This is a genomic window from Actinoplanes nipponensis (genome assembly GCF_016862275.1).
GTDB classification, from domain to species: domain Bacteria; phylum Actinomycetota; class Actinomycetes; order Mycobacteriales; family Micromonosporaceae; genus Actinoplanes; species Actinoplanes nipponensis.
Genome location: NZ_BOMQ01000008.1, coordinates 262,080 through 284,150, shown reverse-complemented (window position 1 = coordinate 284,150; position 22,071 = coordinate 262,080). Strand labels below are relative to the sequence as shown.

Below are 22,071 nucleotides of genomic sequence, written 5' to 3'. Positions count from 1 at the left end.
TCCCATCAGTGGTTCGCCGAGGTGAGCCGGCCGCGTTGCAGCGACTCCACCACGTAGCCGAGGACCGTGCTGCCCAGCCCGATCAGGACGACGCCGCCCCGCAGCAGCCCCGCCGGGTTGCGCCGCACCCCGGCGACGGCCAGGTAGAGCGCCAGCGGCAGGGTGACCTTGACGTAGCGCCGTTCCGAGGCCAGACCCGCGCGGCTGCCCTGCAGCAGCGACACGATCCGCTTGGACCGGCCCTCGTGGTAACACCGGCTGACGAAGTACCGGATGGTCTGCCGGACCGCCGGCACGAAGTGGTCGACCGCGGACGTCGGGTCGAACACCACCGTGTTGCCGTCCCGGGCCGCCACGCGGATGCAGAACTCGGTCTCCTCGCACCCGACCGGGGTCGTGCCGACCCGCCCGATCGCCCCGGAGAAGCCGCCCACCTGCCCGAACACGGACCGGCGGACCGCCATGGAGGCGCCGATCGGGTTGCGTACCGTCGCCTTGACCTCCGGCAGGCCGCGGTAGCTGCACCCGACCACCCAGCCGAACTCGGGCGGGAACCAGCTCGGCGGCCGGCCGCCCTCCCAGCGCGGCTCGACCGCGGTGCCCGCCACGGCGACCTCGTCGGGCGCGAACGACTCGCGCAGGCCGGCCAGCCAGCCCGGCCGGGCTGCCGCGTCGTCGTCGAGGAAGGCGACCACGTCGCCCCGGCTGAGCCGCACACCGGTGTTGCGGGCGTCGGAAAGACCCCTGGTGCCCTCGTTGCCCGCGACCCGGGCCCAGGGCAGCACGGCCCGCGCGCGGGCCAGCAGCCCGTCGTTGTGGTCGATCACCACGACCACCTCGTCGACCGGGCTCAGCTGGGCCCGGACCGACTCACAGGCGTCCAGCAGCTCGCCGAACCGCGAGTCGGCATAGCTGCAGATGACAACGCTGATCGACCGGGAAACGGCCGCCGCCGTCGCGACTTGTTCCTCAACCGGGTACACCAGGAACCGGTCCTCTCCGTCACCGAGGCCACCACCGCGGACGGGGTCTCCATCGGTGGCGGGGCCTGCGACCTGAGGAAATGCCGGCGCCGGAACCGGATCTGCCGTACCCATAGGTGGCAGCTGAGATGGCTAGCCGCGCCGGGGCGGGCTGGAAGCATGGCGCGTTCCGGAGTCGCCGGTGCCCGGCGCCGGGCACCGGGCGTACGGGGCGTGGACGTTGCGAGTTACGCCTTCCTGCCGGCACTGATCATCCGTGGCCTGATCTACTTAGCAATTCGCGGGTGCAAGTCCAATTTGATCTCCATCCACCTCAGATCCGAAGGCTCGTGAGTTCATCAAATCCTGACCGGGCAGGGTCAATCGTGGAGGGTCCTCCCATATTTGGAGGTGGTCATGCAGTCGGCCATGATCGAAGCATCGACTCCCTGCAGCCGTATGTTCGCCTGCACCGCGGTGCGCCACTACCGCGGATCAACAACGCTCGACCGTCGGAGCAATACTCCGACGATGGTCACGAGTGAGCCTTGACCGATGTAGGTAAGATAAGCTCGTGCCTAGCGTAGCGCGCATCACCGAGCCCCTCCTTGACGTACTTGAGTTTCTACTCAAAACGGACACGTCTAACATGTCCGCATACGGATGGATGATTGCCAAGGACACTGGTCGGAGCGGCCCCACGGTCTATGGGATCCTTGACCGACTTGAGCAGGACTGCTGGATCGATAGCGAATGGGAACAGCAGGAAGACCCGGCTAACAACCGGCCTCGCCGCCGAATGTACCGGTTGACTAAGCGCGGGCGAACAGAGGCGTTTGATCTGTTGTCAGAACGACGGCCACATTGCGTGCGAAAGCTGATAGCTGCGATACAAGCTGGCCGCCAATGACGGCTTGGGGGGTGACGGCGACCATCCTACTAGGACTCGCTATCAATGAGATGTGCGATATTTCGCCTTGGATGGCCAAGCAGGTAGTCGCGGTCGCCGCCCGACTGAACTACATAGACCATGAGCTTCGAGCCATTCGGGGCGAAGAGTGGGCGGGGTTATTGGACGAACGACCCGGGAAGCTGTTCAAGCTTGCAACAGCTCTTGGCTTCTTGGCGGCAGCATTCGGCAGTCGTATGCGACGGCGAACCATCTTGACGCGCGCCCTCCTTGCGGATGCAAGGAGGGCGGCAATTGACATCGCGGCGAGTCGAAAGCGGCGTTCGAGTGGTATCACTATGGCGATCCGAAACTGGACCATGAAAAACGATGGCCTATCGCCCGGCTTCATGACGTTGACATACACACCAACAAACCCTTATGCAGTCAACATCAGGTTCAGCGGACCGGCCTGGGATGTAAGCCGCGATCTATTGTCTCTAGGACTATGCGAAAATGCCGGCGAAGGCGACTTTCAAGTTTGGACTAGCCAAGGGCCCCAAAAATGGCTGTGGTTCTTCCTGGACAGCCCAAGCGGCAGTGCTGCCATCCGATTTCGCCGGTCGGCGCTCAGAAAATTCCTGCGCCGATCTTACAGTCTGGTCCCCAGCGGTACAGAACCTCATTACCTTGAGCTCGATTCCACCCTCAATAAGCTTCTTGATGCTGACAAATAAATCTCGGCGTGCATATAGGCGTGTCAGGTCGCATCCGTTGGCTCGATTCCATCGTATCGGTCCGGTCACCGGGGCGGGCCGCGATTTAGCCCAACCTGAAGGCGGCCTAACGCGGCTCCTGCTTTTGGTTTTCCGGGGTGATGTCGGCAGGCCATCGCTGGTGACCCGGCGTTCCGGTGACCCTGGCCACGTTACGGGCGGCTCCCTGGGTGAGCCCGCACGCTATGCGTCGGCGTGCTGCTGACGAAGCGTGTCAACCCTGTCCAGCAACCATCGCGCGGGCGTGGCCGAGGATTTGATTTGGGTTGAGGTTGCTGACTGCCAGTTGATGAGTTCAGCGCTCCGCACGGTCCACCGGCGGGAGGTGCCCGGTCAGTTGGGCGGTGATCGAGGGGAGGCCGGCGGCGGCGCCGGCCTGGGCGACGAACGGCACGGCCGGCAGGCCGAAGATCGTCGCGCGGGAGGCGACCTTGGCTCGCGCCGCTGACCCGCGGCAGCCCTCCCGAGCGGTCAGACGCGGCGGCTGCGGGGCTCGGCGGGCGCCGGGAGGGGATTTCCGGAGGCGTCGACCTGCCGGTACTTCGGCCACTCGTTGCGCCAGGTGAGGTCGTTCAGCCAGGCCATGAAGTCGAAGGCCCGGTAGTGGAAGACCCGGCCGTCGAGGGGGAGCCGATCGGCCGCGGCCACCCGTGGGTCGAGGGTCATCGCCCGGGCCACCTCCGGCCACCAAGTGACCAACGTGAGGTCCACCCCGGCGGCGGTCAGCGCGGCCGCTTCGGCGCCGGCCGGCACCCGCGACCACTCGCTCGGATACCGCTGCACCGGCGATCCCGCGAAGGAGGAGGGAACGGCGTCCCAGCTCACCCCGCCGCCGGTGAGGACGAAGCCGGGCGCCTGGAAGGACGGCGAGAAGACCTCCACCCGGACCCCGATCTCGGTCGGGGCCGGGCCGAGCGCGCCGCCGGTGCCCAGGAAGTCACCCAGGATCACCTGGACGGGGGTGCCCTGGTCGACGGTCGGCGCGATGGCCACCCCCCCGGCCTGGAGTGTGGTCAGGAACGCGGTGAGCGCCGTCTGGTCGATCCGCCAGCCGTCGGCGAGGGTCGGGCGGGTGGCGTTGCCCGGCAGTGGCTGGTTCCACGCGGCGTCGGGAATGCCGTGGTGGGTGCTGTGGCCGTGGAAGGTCATGCCGAGATCGCACTCCCGCTTGCGCAGGTGCACCCGGTTGAGCCAGTCGGGGTTGGCGGTGTCGACCGCGGTGAGGTTCAGGCCGGCCGGATGGCCCAGGTGCAGGTACAGCGTGTACACCGTGTCCGGCGGGCGGTCGTAGTCCAGCCGGCCGACGTCGGCCGGCGCGGGGTGGCCCTGCTGCCGGTGGAAGACGCGGTGCCGGACCAGCACGAAGGACATGCTGACCGGGCCGCTCGGGCGGGCGAAACGGGCGGCGACCAACTCGCCGTTGGCCAGGGCGTACACCGGGGAGTTGGCGTCGAGCCGCCAGCTCGACGGCGACGACGACGGCCCGTGCACGCCCAGCCGGGCCCGCGCCTGATGCCGGCTGTCCAGGATCTGCGCGCCCGGCGTGTGATTGTCGTCGTCGAAGTAGTGCTCGAGAAGCGGGGTGGAGCCGTCGGGGGCCCGATAGCCCCGGGCCGGGGTAGCGGTGGTGGTGCCGGGCATGGGGAACGGCAGGTCGTCGACGTCGAACGGGTACCACCACCAGTCCCACACCTCGCGGGCGAAGCGGTGCCAGTCGAACACCGGGCCCGGACAGTCGTGGTCCCGGCCTCCCGTGTCGCCGGAGAAGACATGGCCGTGGAACCCGCGGTAGGTCTGGAAGAGCCGGTTCCAGGCCTGGTTCTGGCCGCCACCGGCCCGGGCCGCGTACCGCGTCTGCAGCGTGGCCGGATTGGTCTCGAACAGCGCCGTGGTCATGCCCCAGCCGGCCGGCAGATCGGCCACGATCGCCGCGTAGCCGGGGTCGGCCAGCACGATCCTGCGGTACGTCGCCGCGGTGGTGACGTTCTGGGCCCGGCGGGCGTGCGGGAACAGCGGAAAGTTCCGGGGCACGCTGAACTGCTCGGCCAGGAACCGGGCCAGCACGGCCCAGGACCGGTACTGGGCCTCGGAGAACAACATGGTGCCGGCGCCGGGGGCCTCGCGGGCCGGGCCGGCGTAGGCAGCGGTGGTCCACCAGCCGGCGATCACCTCACGGGGGGCATCGCGAAGGTCGCGTACGAACAGGTTGGCGCCGGGCACATCGTCGCCGGCCGGTGCCTGGGCCACCCGGACCCAACCGTTTCCCGGTGGGGCCGAGGTGCGGAACAGGCTGCCGGTCTCGACGCCGAGCGCCCAGCCGTTGGTGTATCCGGCGTGGAAGGTGATCCGGGCCTCGTCGTGAAGGTTGCTGATGAGCCGGGCTATCGTCCCGTCCGACGAGATGTAGTACTGCGGGCCGATCCCCCACTTGCACTCGCAGCCGGCCACGCCGACCGGTTGCGGATGCGGGCCGCAGTTGCCGCACGGGACCACCTGCCCGGCGGCGGACTCGCCGTAGCGGATCAGGGTGTACCGGTTCACGAAGCCGGTGGCCTTGGCCCGCGACGGCCAGCCCGCGGTGTGATGCGGGACGATCGCCCGCACGTCGCCGTACACCTGGCCGAAGTGGTTGGCCGGGTTCCAGCCGGCCTGCTGGTTCATCACCCGGGACGCGGGGTCGTCGTCCAGGATGGCGGTGACGAGGTCGAGCAGCTCGCTGGGCACCAGCGAAACGTATAGCTTCCGGCGGCGATCCCTTGTAGGCAATCGGACAGTATCGCTCCCTGCCCGCACCGCTCCCTCTGCTGAATACTGCGAAGCCAGGCTGGCTCCATCGACGACGAACCGATGAGGGGGCCCTACTCTGTCCGACAACCTCGCATCCTGGCTGCGTGACGAGCTCTCCCGCATGCTCGCCCCGCTCGGCAGCGCGTCCACGCCGGCCGGCGCGGCCGGCCTGCTGGCCGCGCTCGGGCGGACCGGGACCGACCCGGCCGTGACCACGGAACTGCGGCGCCTGGCCCGGCTCTCCGCGGACCTCGCCGCCCTCGACGACGCCACGCTGGCGTCCTGGTCGGGCCTGGCCCAGCTCCTTCAGGCCAGTCGCGGCGTGATGTCGGCCCTGCGCGGCCTGGAGCGGGTGGTCGCCGATCCGCAGGCGGCGGCGCGGCTGCGGGGCCTGGGACGCGAGCTGACCGAACTCCTGCTCGGGCTCTACCTGCGCGCCGAGCACCCGCGGCTGCTGCGCGCCGGCGATCTGCTGACCCTCGTCGATCCGGCCGAGCGCGCGACAGCGGTGCCGGTCGTCGACGCCGGCACGGTGCGCCTCCCGTGGCGGCGGGACGTGCTGCGGACCGATCGGATCGCGGGGTTCCTCGACGATCCGCTCGGCACGCTGGAAGCCGCCTATCTGCCCGGTGGGCTGGCCCGCGCGGCCGACACCCACCGGGCCGCCGCGGAGCTGTTCGCGGTGGTGCACGAGCTGGCCCGGGCTCTCGGGCTGGCCTCGGCCATCGGCTTGTGGGATCCCACCGCTCCCCCGGTTCCGCCGGCGCCGCCGAGCGACGAGGTGGACATCGGCGAGACCTTCCCGGAGTCCCGGCCGCCGGAGCCGGGCACCGGCGACCCCGAACCGCCGCCACCGCCACCGCCGCCCGACCTTTCGGCGTTCCAACGCCGCTACTTTCCGCAGCTCACCCTCGCGCTGCCCGGGCCGGCCGCGGCCGGCGGCCCACCGGCCGCGCCGCGGCTGAGCGTGGCCGTCCTGGCCTCGTCCGCCGAGCACCCGGGCGGCGTGCGGGGGCTGATCGTGACCCTGAACAGCGCGACGTCCTGGAGCGAGCGGCGCGGCGACTGGGCCGTCGGCCTGACCGCCGACGGCGTCCTGCCCGCCTTCGTCATCACCGCCGACGGCCTGGGCCTCGCGCCCGCGACCGGCCCGGTCCACGGTGCGCGCGCCCAGCTCACCCTGCAGCGCATCGCCGTCGCGGGCACGCCCGCCTTCCGGCTCGGGTCCGCCACCGGCACCCGGCTGGAGCTCGGCGCCCTGACCGTGGCGGCCGTCGCCGATCTCCAGCTCACCCGGCAGAGCATCGAGATCTCGGCCGACGCCGCCGACGGGGCGCTGGTGCTGGCCGGGGGCGACGCGGACGGGTTCGTGAGCAGTCTGCTGCCGGCGCAGGGGTTCCGGGCCGCCTTCGACCTGGGCCTGATCTGGTCGAGCCGTACCGGCTTCCGGCTTCGGGGCGGCGCCGGCCCGGAGGCGTACCTTCCGCTCGGGTTGTCCCTGGGCGGCGTCACGCTCACCGACGTGCGCACCGGGTTGCGCAGCAGCGACGGCCGGCTGAGCGTCGAGGTTTCCGCCGGACTGTCCGCGTCCATCGGCCCGGTGCGGATCGCTGTCGAGGGCGTCGGCCTGGCCGGCCGGCTCACCTTCCCCGACGACGGCGGCAACCTCGGGATCGCGGAGCTCGCGGCCGACTTCCAGCCGCCCGCCGGCCTGGGCCTGGCCGTCACCGCTCCGGCGGTCACCGGCGGCGGATCCTTCACCAGCGAGCCGGCACTCGGCCGCTACACCGGGGCCCTGCACATCAAGATCGCCGACACGATCGACATCGCCGCGTTCGGCCTGCTGCAGACCGGCTCGGCCGGCCGGCACTGGTCGCTGCTGGTGATCCTGGCCGGGCACCTCTCCCCGATCGAGCTCGGCTGGGGCTTCCGGCTCACCGGGCTCGGCGGACTGCTGGCCCTGCACCGCGGCATGGACACCGACGCCCTGCGCGACGCCGCCTACGGCGTCCGGGGCAGCCTGGACGACCTGCTGTTCCCGGACGATCCCGCCACCCGCCTGCCGCAGCTGCTGTCCAGTGTGGAGCGATTCTTCCCGCCCGCGGTCGACAGCCACGTGGCCGGCCCGATGGCCGAGCTCGAGTGGGGGCCGAAGGCCGAGGTCAACGCGCGCATCCGGCTGGCGTTGCTGCTGCAGCTCAACGCCCAGAAGGTGGCGCTGTACGGCACGGTGCGGATCGGCTTCCCGACCCTGACCCGGGACTCGACGCTGCGGATCCGCGCCGCGGTCGAGGCCGTGGCCGACCTGCGCAACCGGACGGCCCGCTTCTCCATCACCCTCATCGAGGCCAAGCTGTTCGGCACCATCCAGGTCAGCGGGGGCGCCGCCTTCTTCCTCCGCTGGGGCCCGGGTCGGGTGTTCGCCTTCACCATCGGGGGCTTCCACCCGGCCTTCCGGCCCTACATCCCGGCCGGGCTGATCGAACCCGCGCGGGTCACCGTGCACTGGAACCCGATCTCCGCGGTCCAGATCGACCTGACCCAGTACTTCGCGATCTCCTCCACCAGCATGCAGTTCGGCGCCGCCGCCCATGCCGTGGTCGGCTGCAGCTGGGGCCGGGTGACCGGCGACCTGGCGTTCAACGTGCTGGTCATGACCAGCCCGTCGCTGCACCTGGAAGCCGACCTGCACGTACGCGTCACGGTCAGCGTCTTCGGCGCCGACCTCCTCTCGGCCGGCCTGGACGGCTCGCTGTCCGGGCCCGGCCCGTGGTCGTTCTCCGGCACGGTGAGCTGGCGGGTCTGGATCTTCGGCATTTCCAAGAGCTTCCACTTCGAATGGGGCGAGCGCGGCTCGATCGGGGCCACCCCGCAGTCGGCCGGTCAGATCCTGGGCGCGGAGATGGCGGAACCGGCCAACTGGACCCCGCTGCGCCTGCGGGCACTGCCGGTCAAGCTCCGGACCGGGGCGAGCGCGCTGGCCCCCCGCGACGAGGTCGAGGTACGGCAGAGCAAGCTGCCGTTCGGCACCCGGATCGAGACCATGGAGGGCAACCCGCTGACCGACGCCGGGATCTGGACGCTGACGACCACCTCGACCGGCAGCATCACCAGGCTGAACGACCTCACCGACGTCTTTCCCGAGCAGCGTTTCCTCGCCGTACCGTCCAAGGAGCGTCCCTTCCGGAACGGGCTCGTCTGCGGCGCGCGCCTGGGCCGCGCCGACTGGGAGGTCCCGGCGGCGGCCGTCGCGATCGACAGCACGGCGACCGACGACCTCGTCATCGACGGCGACACCACCGTGTCCGGGCCGGTGACGCTGCCGCCGCTCACCGCCGCCCAGACGGTGTCCGTGGCACTGCCGGCCCTGGCTCCGGCGCGCGCCTTCACCGCGGGCTGGTCCATCCGGGAGGTGGCGTAGTGATCCTCTGGTATCTGCCCTACGTGCGGGAAGGCTTCCGGCCGTCCGGCGACGGCTTCTCGGCGACCGTGGGCTGGCGACCGCAGACGCGGGTCACCACCCGGGTCGCCGCGCCGGGCCGGCCGGCCCACGACACCGTGACCCGCTTCGATCTGCTCGGGCCCGGCGACGTGGTCGGCATCGACGCCGCGCAGGTGCTGCGGGTGCTGCCCGCGCCGAACAGCCGGCGGGCCGAGCCGGAGTTCTTCCCCACCGTCGAGCTCGACGCCCCCGATCTGCCGTGGGCCTTCAGCCCGACGCCGGCCGGCGCCAACCGGCTCATCCCCTGGCTGTGCCTGATCGTCGTCGAGGACCAGCCGGGCGTGAGCCTGCGGCCCGGCGCCACCGGCCAGAGCCAGTGGATCCTCAGCCTCGACCCGGCGGTCGCCGCGCACGAACTGCCGCTGCTCACCGAGGCCTGGGCCTGGGCGCACGCGCAGGTCACCTGCGACACCCAGGCGCAGATCGCCGACACCCTGGCCACCGCGCCGGATCGCACCATCTCCCGGCTGGTCGCGGCGCGGCGGCTGCTGCCGGACCGGCGCTACCTCGCCTGCCTCGTGCCCACCTATCACGCCGGCGTGGTCGCCGGTCTGGGCGAGGACCCCGAGGCCATCCCGGCCGCGAGCGCCCGGGATCTGGCCTGGAGCGCCACCGCCCTCCCGGCCGAGCTGCCGGTGTACTACACCTGGAGCTTCACCACCGGCGAGGCCGGCGACATCGAGTCGATGCTGCGCCGGTTGGGCCCGGCCCCGGCCCCGGCGGACGCACGCCGGCCCCTCGCCCTGCGGCTGGCCGGCGGGGACACGCCGGTGGTCGTCGACTGGCAGCCCCCACTGCGCCGCCCGCAACAGGCGAGCGTGGATCCCCGGCCGGCCGCCATCGTGGCCGGCATCCGCGCCGCGCTCGCGCCGGGCACCGGGGACGGTCCCGTGGTCGGCCCGCCGTTCCTCGGCGAGCCCTGGGTCGCCGGCCGGGCGCTCGATCCGATCACCGCCTGGACGCCGGCGCTGAACCTCACCCCGATGGCCCGCGCGGCCGCGGGCCTGGGCGCCGATCTGGTCCGCGAGCGGCAGGAGGAGCTGGTCGCCGCCATCTGGGAGCAGTTCGCCGCCTACCGGGAGGCCGATCGGCAGCAGCGCCTGCAGCAGCTCTCCACCATCGTCGAGAACCAGGTCAAGGGCCGGCTCCAGCAGGCGCCGATCGAGCAGGCGTCGCGCGTGCTCGGCCCGGTGGTGGCCCAGGCCGTACCGGATGCGCCCAGCGTCGGCCTGCGTACCGCCGTCGGCCGGCGGACCACCAACAAGATCTGGCGCATCCAGGCCCGGACGGTGAACGACGACGGGCAGAGCCTGCGGCTCGCGCCGTCGCCGCGGGCCGCCCTTCCGCTGGCACCGGCGGTCTCCCTTCCACCCGCGGTCATGCTCACCCGGGGCGCCCCGCCCGGGCCGCCGGTGGCGGCCGCGGCCGCGCCGCCGTCCGAGGTCGGCGGGAAGCCACCGCCGGTGGCCGACACCCAGGCCCTGCTGGCCCCGGGCGATCCGGCCTACCACGGGAGCCGTTTCGCGCCCCGCCTGGCCACCCCGCTCGCCGAGATCCTCGCCGAACGGTTCCGGGCGCTGCTCCTGCCGTCGACCGCCGAGATCAGGCCCGACACCATCCTCGGCGTCGAGGTCGACCGGGGATTCGTCGAGGCCTTCCTGGTCGGGGCCAACCAGGAGCTCAACCGCGAGTTGCTGTGGCGCGGCCTGCCCGCCGACCCGCGGGCCACCGCCTTCCGGCGATTCTGGCGGAGGACCGATCAGGCCGACGACATCCCCGCCATCGCCAGCTGGCCGGCGACCACGGCGCTGGGCGGCAACAGCACGCCGATGGACGCCGGCGTGCTTCTGCGCAGCGAGATCGTCCACCGCTGCCCCAGCCTGGTCGTCGCGGCCGTCCCGGCCGTCTGGGGCAGCGACGGCAAGCGCCGGCCCAGCGGCGATCCGGCCGCGCTCAAGCTGCCGATCATCCGTACGCTGATCGGCGACGATCTGCTCTACGTCGGCTTCGCCGGGCTGACCCTGACGGCGATGATCGGTCAGCATCATCCGGGCGGCCCGGCCGGCTGGTTCATCATGCTGGCCGAGAACCCGGTCGACCCGCGCTTCGGCCTCGACCCGCCGGTCACGCCGGCGCCGGACCCGGCCCGGGGCAACCTGAGCTGGTCGCACGTCCGGATGCCGGCCGGCGACACCTACGCGCGGGCCAGCGGCCTGCCGGCGATCCCGGCCATCGGATTCTCCTTCGCCACCGCGAACGGGGCCAGCGTCGCCAACGTCCTGCAGCAGCGCACGTTTCGGGCCTTCCTGCACGGGACGGCGCTCGTCCGTCCGGAGAGTTGAGACATGGCGTTCGATCTGGCCCGCATCCAGGCGCTCGAGCAGGCGGTCGCCGCCGCCCGGCAGGCGCTCGCCTCCGCCCCGGCACCGCAGGTCCCGGCCGCACAGGCCACCCTCGACCGGGCGCTCGCCGCGCTCGCGACGGCTTGGAACGCCTACCAGGCCGAGGTTCTCGTCACCGCCGACCAGTTGCTGGCCACCGCGAGGACCACCGAGGTGCTGGGACTGTTCCCGGTCGCGCTGGAGGCCAAGCTCGAGCCGGCCCAGCACCGGCTGCGGCTGCGGGTCTGGCCGGAGCCCATCACCCAGTCCAGCCACGACCCGGCCCTGACCCCGGCCGAACAGGAGGCCGGGCAACGGTTCTGGAACGCGGAGGCCGACGCCACCACCGACGCCGCTCACCTCGCCGCGTGGCAGACGCTGGCCGGCGCCCTCGGGCCGCAGCGCGCCGCCTGGGTCGCCCGTACGCTGACGCCGACCAACCTCGCCGCCCTGGCCCCCGGCGTGGTGCCGATCTTCCCGGCGGTCACCGCCGAGGATCCGGCCCACCCGTTCGTGCCGACCGCGGCGATGCTGCCCGACCGCTGGGTGGTCATCGGCTACCGCGCCGGCGCCCGCGTGGTCGTCCACGTCGGACCGCCGATCGTGCAGCCGCTGATCACCGGTCTGGACACCACCGCGAGCGAGGTGGCGCTGGTGCAGAACGTCGACGGCCGGCCGATCCAGCTGCCGCGCCGGATGCGGTGGATGGCCGACTTCCCCAGCGCGGTCGCCGCCGGCATGGCGATGGAGATCCCGGTCCCCAACGACCTCGACCAGATCGACCAGCTGTACGTGTTCGGCGTACGCGGCGGCGGCGCCGCCTCCGGCCGCGCCGACCTGGAGGCCCTGCTCACCGGGCACCGCTACGGTCGCGGGCTGGCGTTCGTGCCGCAGAACACGCCCACCAACAACAGCCCCTCGGGCCAGGCCGGCCGGCCCACCCCGGCCAAGGCCGTCGATCAGGCGTTCACCCTGGAACGCAGACCCCGCACCTACAACGCGGCCCTGTCCTCGAACGGCCGGCGGGCGGCCGGCGCGCTGGGCATCGGCCCCGAGGTGCTGGCCCCGGTCGCGTTCTCGGGGGCCACGGCGCGCATCCACCTGGAGCCCGACGGCTACGAGCCGGACATCTCCCGGGCCATGCAGACCCTGCTGTGGATGCCGGTCCTCGGCCACTTCCTCGAGGACCTGCTCGGTCTGGACGCGGCCCGGGTCGACGCGCTGCGTACCCATTTCCTGGACCACGTCTCGGCCGCCGGGCCGGTACCGGCGATCCGGGTCGGCGATCAGCCGTACGCGATCCTGCCGGTCACCGACCTGCAGGCGTTCCAGGCGACCGCCGCCGAGAACATGGAACCCCATCTCCTCACGCTGATCCGGACGATCCCCCACGTCATGGACGGCACGCACGCGGTGGCCGGTCGCCCGGGCGAGATCCTGACGTTCACCGGCCGCCCCTCGACGTTCGTCGAGGCCCTGATGGCGCCGGGCACCCCGTTCTTCTCCGAATGGGTCTCCGACGCGCACTGGCTGAACGAGCACAGCGGCGGAGCCCTGCCGGCCACCTGGGCCGACGGGGCACTGTCCAAGCTGGACGGCGATTACAACTGGCCCACCGACGGTGGGATCTTCGACATGGACAAGATCCCGCCGCGCGGGCTCGGCGACCCGGCGACCCCGGCGGAGTTGCAGACGCTGGCCACCGCGCGCCCCGACGCCATCCGCGCCGCCGCGCCGCCGCGTTCGGTGCTGAGTCGCATCGCCCGCTACACGACGCTGTTGGAGTGGGCCCGGTTCGCCCGTGCCGTCGGCGAGGCGGCGCTGCTGGGGACCGCCTTCCTGGACGGCGCCCGGACCGCCGCGGCCGCCGACCGGGCGGTCTGGCTCGACCTGTTGCTCCACTGCTTCGACCCGGTCGGTCAGCCGCCCGTCCCGATCGACGCGGCCGCGACGCAGAAGATCGTCGCGTCGGTGGTGAGCCTCGACGCGCCGCCGCGGACCTGCCCGGGCCAGCCCCGGCTGGTGGCCTTCCGCGCGGCCCTGACCACGCTGGCGCAGGTGCCGGCCGCGCGGATGGACGACTTCGCCTACCCGGTGCTGACCTTGGGGCACACCCGGCACGACGCCTGGCAGATCTCGCTGGCCACCCACCGGCTGAACAGCCTCCGCCGGACGACCCCGTCCGGGGTGGTCGCGGGCGGCTTCGGCTGGCTGCTGAACGTCCGGTCGAGCCGGAACGCGCCCGAGTTCACCGCCGAGTTCATCCACGCGCCCTCGCACGATCAGGCCGCCGTGGCGGCGGTGCTGCGCAGCGCGGCGTTACGCGCCGACCGGGCCGACAGCGGCCACGCCGACATCGACCTGTCGTCCCGGCGGGTCCGCCTGGCGCACTGGCTGGTCAACGGCGTGCGCAACGGCCGTACCCTCAAGGAGCTGCTCGGCGCCCGCTTCGAGCGCCGGTTGCTGCAGGCCGGCGGGGGTGCCCTGCTCCCCCGGCTGCGGCGCGACTTCCCCGGCGGGCTCAGCAGCGGGATCCTCGACGGCCTGGCCCTGCGCGCCGCGCCGCCGGCGATCACCGACGCCGCGTTCGCCGCGGCGCTGACCGAGCTCGACAGCAGCTTCGACGCCCTCGCCGACGCGCTCACCGCCGAGGCGGTGTATCAGCTCGTGCGCGGCAATCCGGCCGGGGCGCTGGTCGACCTGGACGACATCGTGCGCGGCGAGGTGCCGCCCCGGCTCGAGGTCACCGAGTCGCCGCAGCTCGGTACGCGGATCACCTACCGGGTCGCCGCCGCGGTGCCGGCCGGACAGGCCGCGCCGGGCTGGCCGGTGGCGCACACGCCCCGCGCCGACGCCGACCCGCTCCTCGACGCCTGGTGCGGTCACGTGCTCGGCCCGGCCACGGGCACCACCGTGACCGTCGGCGGAACCGTTGCCGGGCAGCCGGTCACCGTCACCGTCGGCCTCGACCGCCTCGGCGTCGGCGCCGTCGACGTGGTGGCGGCCACCGCCGACGCCGGCGCCGAGCTGACCGCCCGGATCCTCGCCCAGGCCCGCGCCCAGCGCCAGGGCTTGACCGGGACGAGCGTACGGGCCGACCTGGTCTGGAAGGACCTGCTGAGGCTCGGCAACCGGATGGCCCGGCTCATCGCCCGGGCCGAACCGCTCACCACCGACGCGCTGGCCCTGCCGGGCTCACCGTCGGCGACCAGCGGCGGGGACGGCGATCTGCCCGCGCGGGTCACGGCGGCGCAGACCCGGCTCGAACGGCTACGCGACGCGCTCGTTCCCGCCGGCGCCCCGGCGACGGTCCTGCGGGAGGCGGCCGGCTTCGGCATCGTGCTGGCCGGCGTGCCGCTGGACGCGGCGCCGGGCCCCGGCAACCAGAACGCGCTGGCCGCGGCGGTTCGCGGCCGGCTGGCCGCCGCGGCCGCCCGCACCGAGCCGCGCGACCGCCTGCGGGCCCTGCTCGGCGAGGGCATCCTCGGCCTGGTCGCGGTGACGGCTCCGGATGCGACGGTGCTCGCGACCGCGGCCACGCCACCGCAGCACAGCTTCGCCGGCGTCGACGTCGCCTCGTGCGCCGCCTGGCTGACGTCGATGGGGCGGCTCCGCCCGGGCCTGACCCCGCTGGACGACGTGCTGGCGATGGCCGAGATCACGGGACGGGCCTCGGCGCCGGCGCTGCGGGTGGCCCAGGCCCCGTTCGTCGCCGACGATCCGTGGATCGCGCTGCAGTGGACCAATCCGCGCCTCAAGGCGCCGGCCGCGGGCCGGCTGTCCCTGCTTCTGCACGCTCCCGCGGGCGTCGTGGCGAACCGGCCGCTGGGTGGCTTCCTGGTCGACACCTGGGCGGACGCGGTTCCCCCACCCAAGCGGGACACCAGCCTCGCGGTGCACCACAACGGGCCCAACAGCCGCGCCCCGCAGGCTGTGCTGCTGGCCGTCGCCCCCGACCCCGGCGTGCCCCTCTGGACCACCGACACGCTGGCCGCGACGCTCAAGGCCACCCTGGACGCCCTGATCATGCGCCAGAGCCACCTGATCCTCTACAACCCGATGATCCACCTCGGGCACCGTACCGACGGCGCCGGCATCTCCTACGACCTGGCAGGAAGCGCGGGACCGGTCACATGAGCGACTATCAGCAGTGGGTCCAGATGGTCCCGATCGGCTACGACGCGACCATGGCCGCCGAACTCAAGGCACCCGTCCTCGATCCCGTGTGGTTCCTGCTCCGCCAGCTGCACTTCGGCGAGTTCCACCACGACGGCGGCAGCAGCCCCGTCGACATCGAGGTCACGCTCGCGCAGGCCCAGCCGTCCCGGATGCGGGCGGCGGCCGGCGGGCAGGAGCCGGCGGAGATCCGGCTCGGGCGCTCGCCGCTGGAGGCCGTCATCGAGCAGGAGGCGGTCGCCAACGACGGCCTGGAGAACCTGCGGATGCGCGCCGCGGGCGGGCTGCGTCTGCAGCGTCTGCTGCGCGCGGCCGGCCTGGCCGCGCAGGCCGACGTCTGGGCGGGCCGTGGCCGGTTCGTCCCGCCCGCGCGGGCGGTCCTGGACGACGAGGTCCGCGACTGGTACGACACCATGGCCGGCCGGGTTCCCGACGCGCGGCTGATCGGCGGCCAGGTGGCCCGGATCGTCTCCGGGCAGGACACCACCACCGTCCTGGCGCCGGGCGAGCTCGACGTGCTGAAGGCCTGGCAGGCCGGCACGGGCATCTGGGAGCACTCGGCCCGGGGCCAGGGCAACTGGGATCCGGAGCAGCTGGAGTACCGGCTCTCGGCCGGCGGCGTGGTCGGCGACGGCGAGGTGGTTCTCGACGTGCCGGAGTACGTCGAGGGAACCCTCGACTGGTACGCCTTCGACGTCGGCCACGTCAGCCTCGGGCTCACCGGGCAGACCGGCGTCACGCGCCTTCACCGCCTGCCGGTGCCGCTGGAGTTCGCCGGCATGCCCAACAACCGCTTCTGGAGCTTCGAGGACCCCGGCCTGAACTTCGACCTGCTCGAGCTGTTCACCCGCACCGACCGCCGGCCGTCGACGGCGACCATGATGGCCCTGGAGTTCGCGCTCAGCTACGGCGACGACTGGTGCCAGGTGCCCCTCCCGTTGCCGGCCCACGCAGTCTGCCAGATCCAGTCGGTGGTGATCACGGACTGCTTCGGCGACACGGTCACCGCGGAGCGCCCGGCCGGCCGGTGGAATCTGTTCCGACCCGACGACCCGCAGGCCCCCGACGGCCTGGGCACGGTGTTCGTCAACGCCGCCCCCAACCTGGTCCTCGACGGCGAACCGCTGGAGGAGGTCCACTTCCTGCGCGACGAGCAGGCCAACCTCGCCTGGGCCATCGAGACCCGGGTGCCCGCCCCGCTCGGCGGCAGCCGGCCGCCGGCCGCGCCGGCCGAGCCCGGGCCTTCCGCGAGCGCGACCGGTACGAGCTGGACCCTCGCGCCGGTGAGCCTGGCCCGGAACTGGTTTCCCCTGGTTCCGGTCGCCGATGAAGCCGGCCGGCTCGCGGTCGGAACCCTGTGGACGGCCCGCGATGCCCGCCCGGGCGGCCGGGTGCTCGGCGAGCTGCTGCCGGGCAAGCGCCTGCACGACAACGAGGTGCCCAGCGAGGGCGTACAGGTCGTCCGCTCGTGGCAGTCGGCCCGGGCGATCGACGGCAGCCTGCACTTCTGGATCGGCCGGGCCAAGATTCCGCGCCAGACCGACCTGGCTCCGGACCTGCGCTTCGACGTGGTCGACCCCTGAGGAGCGGGCCGGCGCGCTGTTCGGGGGGCACAGCGCTGTCGCGGCGCGGATGAGCAGGCCCGGGTCGAAGACGAGACGCGGTGTCTCGAACGGGGGAACCGTTTGACGGCCGGCCGGTTGATGTCGATCCTTGCCGGGTGGCATTCCTCCGGTACCGGCGTTCGCGTATCTGGTCGCTGCTGCTCATTCCCTCGATGGTGGGGCTGGCCATAGCCGGGGTGGCCTTCAGCGTCCACGAAGGACGCGCCAACTCCGATCAGTGGGCCAGCATCTTCGGGCTCGTGGTAGCAGTCCTCGTTTCCGTCGTGGCCCTGTGGCGGTGGTGGCTCGGCGGTCGGCTGATCCCGGTCACGCCGGCGATGCTCGACGAAGCGGCGGAGGCCCTCGCGGACGCGGAGCTCGCCCGGCGCAGTGCCGAGTACGACTTCTACCGGGTGGACGATCCGTCACCGTTGCCGATTCGCTGGTCGATGACAGGGGAGGCGCGCGGGTTGACGGCACGGTGGCGGGCGCAGCGCCGCGCCGGTCAGAGCGAGCCGTGTTTCCCGGACGGCGTTTTCGGTGACGTGGCGGACGCCTTCACCGACCCGGCCTGCCCCGGGCGCGTGGTCATCCTGGGCGCCCCGGGCTCGGGCAAGAGCACACTCGCGCTGCGCCTGGCCCGCGATCTGGCCCAGCGCTGGACCAAGCCGGCTCCGGTGCCGACATTGATCTCCATCTCCTCGTGGGAGCCGGACCGTGAGGGAATCGACGCCTGGCTCGCCAGGCAGCTGTGCGCGCAGAACCTGAACCTGCGCGACGAGGTGCTGGCGCCGGACGGCAAGCGGCGTACGCTCGCCGCGGAACTGATCAACCGCAACCGGATCCTTGCCGTCTTCGACGGCTTCGAAGAGATGGGACCCGCGGCCGCTGCCGCCGCCCTGCGGCAGATCGACGTCGTCCTGCCCCGCGATCGCGGGTTCGTCCTGATGGCCACTCCCTCGGCGTACAAGGAGGCGACCGAGGCCGGGGTGCGGCTCGGTCAGACCTGCGTCACGTCGATCGTTCCGCTCCGCGCCGCCGACGTGGCGGCCTATCTGGGCGACGACGAACGATGGGCTGCGGTCGGTGAGCGTCTCGCCGCCGGGTCGCCCACGCCCTTGACCGAAACGCTCACTCTGCCGCTGTTCGCATGGCTGGCGAACCGCGTGTACGGCGAGCACGGCGCGGACCCGACAGAGATGCTGACCGCCGACTGGGCGACCGACGAGGACGGGATCCGGCGCCACCTCCTGGGCGGAGCGGTGCCCGCGGCCTACGAGGTGACCGATCACGGACGGCCTGCCGACGATGCTCTGATCCGCGGCGTCACCCGGGCTCTCAACCGCCTCGCCGAGGACCTCAACCGCACGGGCGAACGTGAGTTCGCCTGGTGGCGGCTACGCAGCCGGACGTCGAATCTCGCGCTCCTCAACTGCGCGCTGGCGCCGCTGTTCATCTCGGTGATCGGCGCCCGCATCGCCGGCATGGATCTGACCGCACTCGGGCCCGGCCTGATCCCGGGCCTGCTGCTCGGCGGCGGCTTCGCCTTTCCCAGCCTGCGCGGCCGGGCCGACCTGGCCGTGCCCCGCCGGCTGACGTTGCAGACCTTGCGGGCCCGGTCGTGGCTGTTCTGGGTGGCGATCGCGGTCACCGCATTTTTCGCCACCGCGTTCGGCGTGCCGTTCGGGATGATTTTCGGACCCGCGGTCGGCCTGCTGATGGGCGTCACCTTCGGCGGCATGGCTCTGCTGATCACCGGTTTGAGCCTGGCCGGCAGCCCTGCCCATACGGTGAGCCCCGCGGTCGTGCTTCGCGACGACCGCCGGTTCACGCTCGTCCTGGTGTCGCTGTACGCGCTGATGACCCTGGTCGGCGTCGGCATTGTTCTGGATCTCGGAGTGCTGGCCGGCGTCTTCGCCGGTGTTCTCAGCGGCACGCTGGTGGCCTGCACCAGCGAATGGCTGCGCTTCGGGCTCGTCCGCTTCATGCTCGCCGTCCGCGGCCGGCTGCCGTGGAAGCTCATGACATTCCTGCGGGAAGCGCATGCTCGGGGGATTCTCCGACAGTCCGGCAGCAGGTATCGCTTCCGGCATGCCGCCCTGCAGGATCACCTGGCCGGCGACGTACCGTTCCGGGCCGACGCCGAAGACGGGAGCCCGGCCTGACGGTGCGGACGAAGAAGCGGGGATTCACCGGGTCCCCGGTGCAGCCGGGCGGCCTCCCCTACGACCGGCCGGCCGCCGTCCCCGATCGGGGACGGCGGCCGGCGTCGTCACCGGCCCACGGTCACTGCGGACACATCGAGTACACCGTGAACGTGCCGTTGAACCGCTCCGGCCCGCGTGAGCCGAAGATGCCGTGGCTGCCCAGCCCCTTCAGCGTGACCACCGGCGTGGCCAGCCGCGCCTGCTGGTCGTAGTTCGCCGCCAGCGCCGAGAACGATCGCCAGATCGTGTTGTCACCGAAGTTGAAGGCATAGCCCGCCGGGTAGGAGATCAGGTACTCGATCCCCGGCTTGTCGATGTCCTGCACGGTGAAGCTGCCCCCGCCCCGCGACGTGTCGATCTCGCAGCCGTTGCCGAGGGTGATCGCATCCAGACCCCAGTCGCTCTTGGTGTAGCCGGGTTCGCCGCCGGAGCCGGGCCACTGTCCGCGGATCGGCTCATCCTGTTGGTGCGGCACGTTCGCGTACGGGGTGACGTCGATGACGCTGTGCCGGCTGTCGCTCGAGCCGACCTGGATGTCGGTGGGCCGGGAACCGGCATTGGGGTAGGTGTAGGCAGGCAGCACGTAGCGCTGCTTCTCCCCGGCCCCGAGGTTGGTCACCGGTACCGTCTTCAGCGGGTCGTTCGGGCCCGGGCTCCAGGTGATCTGGAAGGCGTGGCTGTCGGATCCGCCATCGTTGAGCACCGTCACCACGGGCCGCACCGAGTCCGCGACGGCCCGGACGGTCGCCGGCATCTCGACGCTGACGATGTGCAGGCTGGCCGGAACGATCAGGGCGAGCGTGATCGCGTTCACCGTCCTGTCGGGCCACACGGCGACGTACTGGTCGCCGGTGGCGAGCGTGTCGAAGCTTTCCGGGCCGAAGTTGAGGTTGATCTGATACCGGGTCACGAAGGCGACCGCGACGGCCGAAGCGCGCTTGGTCACACCGGCCGAGTTCCGCAGCTCGACGGTGGGCAACGCGTCGGCCCGGAAGTCGTAGCCGTAGACCCCGACGATCTTGTCCGGCGGTTGGGTCATCGACCAGCCGCCGCTCTGCCCGGTCGAATGCAGTTCCGCGCTGTCCGGGGTGATCTGGCAGACCCGTTGCGGCGGCGGTCGGTAGGTCTTCTTCTGCTGCCAGAACTTGATCCGGCTGACCAGTTCACCGAGCGTTGCCTCGACGCGGGACCGGACGAAGTCGACGTTGCAGCGGATCTCGGCGCCGAACTTGGCGACCAGTTGCTCGGCGGTGAGCCCGGCCAGCGCGATGGTGTCCTGGGCGAGCGAGCGGACCTGGTTCGCGGTGTCGGTCACCAGCTGCTGCGCGTCCGCGTTGCCCTGCCCTTCCAGCTTCGCCGCCTGAGCCGCCAGGTCGGACTGCAACTGCGGCAGTTCGTTGCGCCAGGCCGAGGACTCCTGCTGAATCGTCTTCTGCGTGGACTGGATCAGGCTGACCGCGTTGTCCAGTGCGTCGGCGGCCTGATCGACCGCGGGGCAGGCGGTCAGCGACGCCAGCAGCAGCGCGGCGACCAGCCAGACGGGTGCGTGTTTCCGGATCGAGAGATGGTGGGTCATGGTCCCCTCCGAGGGTTTTCGATTGCCCGGACGCGTCACCGCGCGGGGCAGTTGCTGCCGAACCCGACGAACTTGGTGCCGGCCGGGAATTCCGTCTCGCAGCTCCCGCTGCCGTCGCCGACCGAGGTCACGGAGACCCGCCAGCGGCCGGGCCGCAGGGACGTGAACGTGTGCTGCACCTGGCAACGGTCACCGCTCGGGAAGAACTCGCGACGATCGTCGACAACGTTGACCGCGGTGGCCGTGCCGTCGCCCTTCGGCGGGACCGTGACCGGCGTGGCGCTCCATTGCGGCCCGGCGGTGCACTTGACCGCGCCTCCCGACGCGAACGAGGTGGTGAGCACGATCGTCGCGGTGGTGGGTGGCGGGGGCGGACCGGACCCACCCTGGGTCGACCAGCAGCCGCCCATCGTGGCGGTCAAGGCCGCCGCGACGGTCAGCGCACCGGCGCCGCGCACCATCGTCGTTCCGGTCGGTCCGGTCATGGGTGCCTCCTGGGCTCGGTAGGTCGCCTGCGGCAACCCCAGGCCGCCCAGTGTTGGCGGGGACCGGTCCCGGGCCCCAGGGAGCCTGCGCCCATCCGGCCCGGGAAGTCTGAGCACGTCGGCCTGGGCACACCAATCCCGGACCCGCTCCCTGTTGATCGGGATCAGGCCCGGCACAGCATTGAGTGATCGGACAGCAAGGAAGGGAGGAGCTATGTCGAAACTGTCGTCAGCCCGGATGGTGGGAGGCCGCCTGCGGTCGATGTCGGCGCGTTTGGCGGCCGTCGCGGCGGTCGGTGCATCCATCGTCGTGGGCGCCGCGGGAACCGCACAGGCCGGTGTCCATGCCGGCAAGGCGCCGGCAACGGTGGCGCGTGCGGACAGCTGGCACCCGGTCGCTGCCTATTGGAGTTACCCGGAGTGCAGTGCCGCGGCCGGCCAGTTCCCGGGGTACGCCTACTGCACGTATGAGGGTGGCTCATATCCGTGGGTGCTCTGGATCTGGTCCTGGTAGGCACGACCGGCACCACACCGACGGTGCGCCTCAGTACGCCTCCACGCGGCTGAACGTTCCCGTCAGGCGGGATGGACGGTCGAGGGCGATCGATGCGGGCGGCCGGTCCGGCGGGCGGGCGGCCGGTGGCCCGCACGAGCGCGGTGGCGAGTGACGCTTCCGCGCCGGGTCCGGCGGACCGGGTACGCCACGCCACGAATCCGTCTGGTCGT

Annotated in this window: 11 protein-coding genes; 7 read left to right on the top strand and 4 right to left on the bottom strand. The window is 72.2% G+C overall.

The genetic code is table 11. The annotated features are described in order from the left end of the window. Positions 1-5: 5 nt before the first annotated feature. Positions 6-983, bottom strand: a complete 978-nt coding sequence (locus Ani05nite_RS02550) for a glycosyltransferase family 2 protein (protein ID WP_203763992.1) — start codon at positions 981-983, stop codon at positions 6-8. A 628-nt stretch (positions 984-1,611) separates the two neighbouring features. Between Ani05nite_RS02550 and Ani05nite_RS42200 the strand changes: the two genes are divergently transcribed. Both Ani05nite_RS42200 and Ani05nite_RS02540 read left to right on the top strand, forming a co-directional pair. Continuing rightward, positions 1,612-1,872 carry a PadR family transcriptional regulator gene (locus Ani05nite_RS42200; RefSeq protein WP_369076840.1) on the top strand — a complete coding sequence of 87 codons (261 nt, stop codon included), beginning with the start codon at positions 1,612-1,614 and terminating at the stop codon, positions 1,870-1,872. A gap of 11 nt (positions 1,873-1,883) precedes the next feature. Beyond that, positions 1,884-2,588, top strand: a complete 705-nt coding sequence (locus tag Ani05nite_RS02540; RefSeq protein WP_203763988.1) for an SsgA family sporulation/cell division regulator — start codon at positions 1,884-1,886, stop codon at positions 2,586-2,588. Between the two features lie 510 nt (positions 2,589-3,098). On the opposite strand, the gene Ani05nite_RS02535 is transcribed toward Ani05nite_RS02540, so the two are convergent. After that, positions 3,099-5,351, bottom strand: a complete 2,253-nt coding sequence (locus tag Ani05nite_RS02535) for an N-acetylmuramoyl-L-alanine amidase (RefSeq protein WP_203763986.1) — start codon at positions 5,349-5,351, stop codon at positions 3,099-3,101. A 184-nt stretch (positions 5,352-5,535) separates the two neighbouring features. Here Ani05nite_RS02535 and Ani05nite_RS02530 point away from each other — a divergent pair, with 184 nt between their 5' ends. The 5 genes from Ani05nite_RS02530 to Ani05nite_RS02510 all read left to right on the top strand — a co-directional run bounded on the left by Ani05nite_RS02530 (position 5,536) and on the right by Ani05nite_RS02510 (position 19,242). Beyond that, complete coding sequence (locus tag Ani05nite_RS02530; protein WP_203763984.1) at positions 5,536-8,835, top strand: DUF6603 domain-containing protein; 3,300 nt, start codon at positions 5,536-5,538, stop codon at positions 8,833-8,835. Then, positions 8,835-11,258 (top strand): hypothetical protein, encoded by a 2,424-nt coding sequence (locus Ani05nite_RS02525; RefSeq protein ID WP_203763981.1) that lies wholly within the window; start codon positions 8,835-8,837, stop codon positions 11,256-11,258. Before Ani05nite_RS02530 ends, Ani05nite_RS02525 begins: the two co-directional genes overlap by 1 nt. A 3-nt stretch (positions 11,259-11,261) precedes the next feature. Further along, positions 11,262-15,434 carry a hypothetical protein gene (locus Ani05nite_RS02520; protein ID WP_203763978.1) on the top strand — a complete coding sequence of 1,391 codons (4,173 nt, stop codon included), beginning with the start codon at positions 11,262-11,264 and terminating at the stop codon, positions 15,432-15,434. Then, positions 15,431-17,056: a hypothetical protein gene (locus Ani05nite_RS02515; protein ID WP_203763975.1), complete on the top strand. Its 1,626-nt coding sequence runs from the start codon at positions 15,431-15,433 to the stop codon at positions 17,054-17,056. The genes Ani05nite_RS02520 and Ani05nite_RS02515 overlap by 4 nt, the downstream gene beginning before the upstream one ends. Positions 17,057-17,193: 137 nt before the next feature. After that, positions 17,194-19,242 carry an NACHT domain-containing protein gene (locus tag Ani05nite_RS02510; protein ID WP_203763970.1) on the top strand — a complete coding sequence of 683 codons (2,049 nt, stop codon included), beginning with the start codon at positions 17,194-17,196 and terminating at the stop codon, positions 19,240-19,242. Positions 19,243-19,363: 121 nt separating this feature from the next. Here Ani05nite_RS02510 and Ani05nite_RS02505 read toward each other — a convergent pair whose 3' ends face one another. After that, positions 19,364-20,860 carry a hypothetical protein gene (locus Ani05nite_RS02505; RefSeq protein ID WP_203763968.1) on the bottom strand — a complete coding sequence of 499 codons (1,497 nt, stop codon included), beginning with the start codon at positions 20,858-20,860 and terminating at the stop codon, positions 19,364-19,366. A gap of 35 nt (positions 20,861-20,895) precedes the next feature. Next, positions 20,896-21,345 (bottom strand): hypothetical protein, encoded by a 450-nt coding sequence (locus tag Ani05nite_RS02500; RefSeq protein WP_203763966.1) that lies wholly within the window; start codon positions 21,343-21,345, stop codon positions 20,896-20,898. Between the last annotated feature and the right edge of the window lie 726 nt (positions 21,346-22,071).

What these genes read in the sequence shown, in the direction of transcription:
- Ani05nite_RS42200 (WP_369076840.1), top strand. Translation starts at nt 1,612, where the DNA reads ATGTCCGCATACGGATGGATGATTGCCAAGGACACTGGTCGGAGCGGC.
- Ani05nite_RS02530 (WP_203763984.1), top strand. Translation starts at nt 5,536, where the DNA reads ATGCTCGCCCCGCTCGGCAGCGCGTCCACGCCGGCCGGCGCGGCCGGC.
- Ani05nite_RS02520 (WP_203763978.1), top strand. Translation starts at nt 11,262, where the DNA reads ATGGCGTTCGATCTGGCCCGCATCCAGGCGCTCGAGCAGGCGGTCGCC.
- Ani05nite_RS02515 (WP_203763975.1), top strand. Translation starts at nt 15,431, where the DNA reads ATGAGCGACTATCAGCAGTGGGTCCAGATGGTCCCGATCGGCTACGAC.
- Ani05nite_RS02505 (WP_203763968.1), bottom strand. Translation starts at nt 20,860, where the DNA reads ATGACCCACCATCTCTCGATCCGGAAACACGCACCCGTCTGGCTGGTC.
- Ani05nite_RS02500 (WP_203763966.1), bottom strand. Translation starts at nt 21,345, where the DNA reads ATGACCGGACCGACCGGAACGACGATGGTGCGCGGCGCCGGTGCGCTG.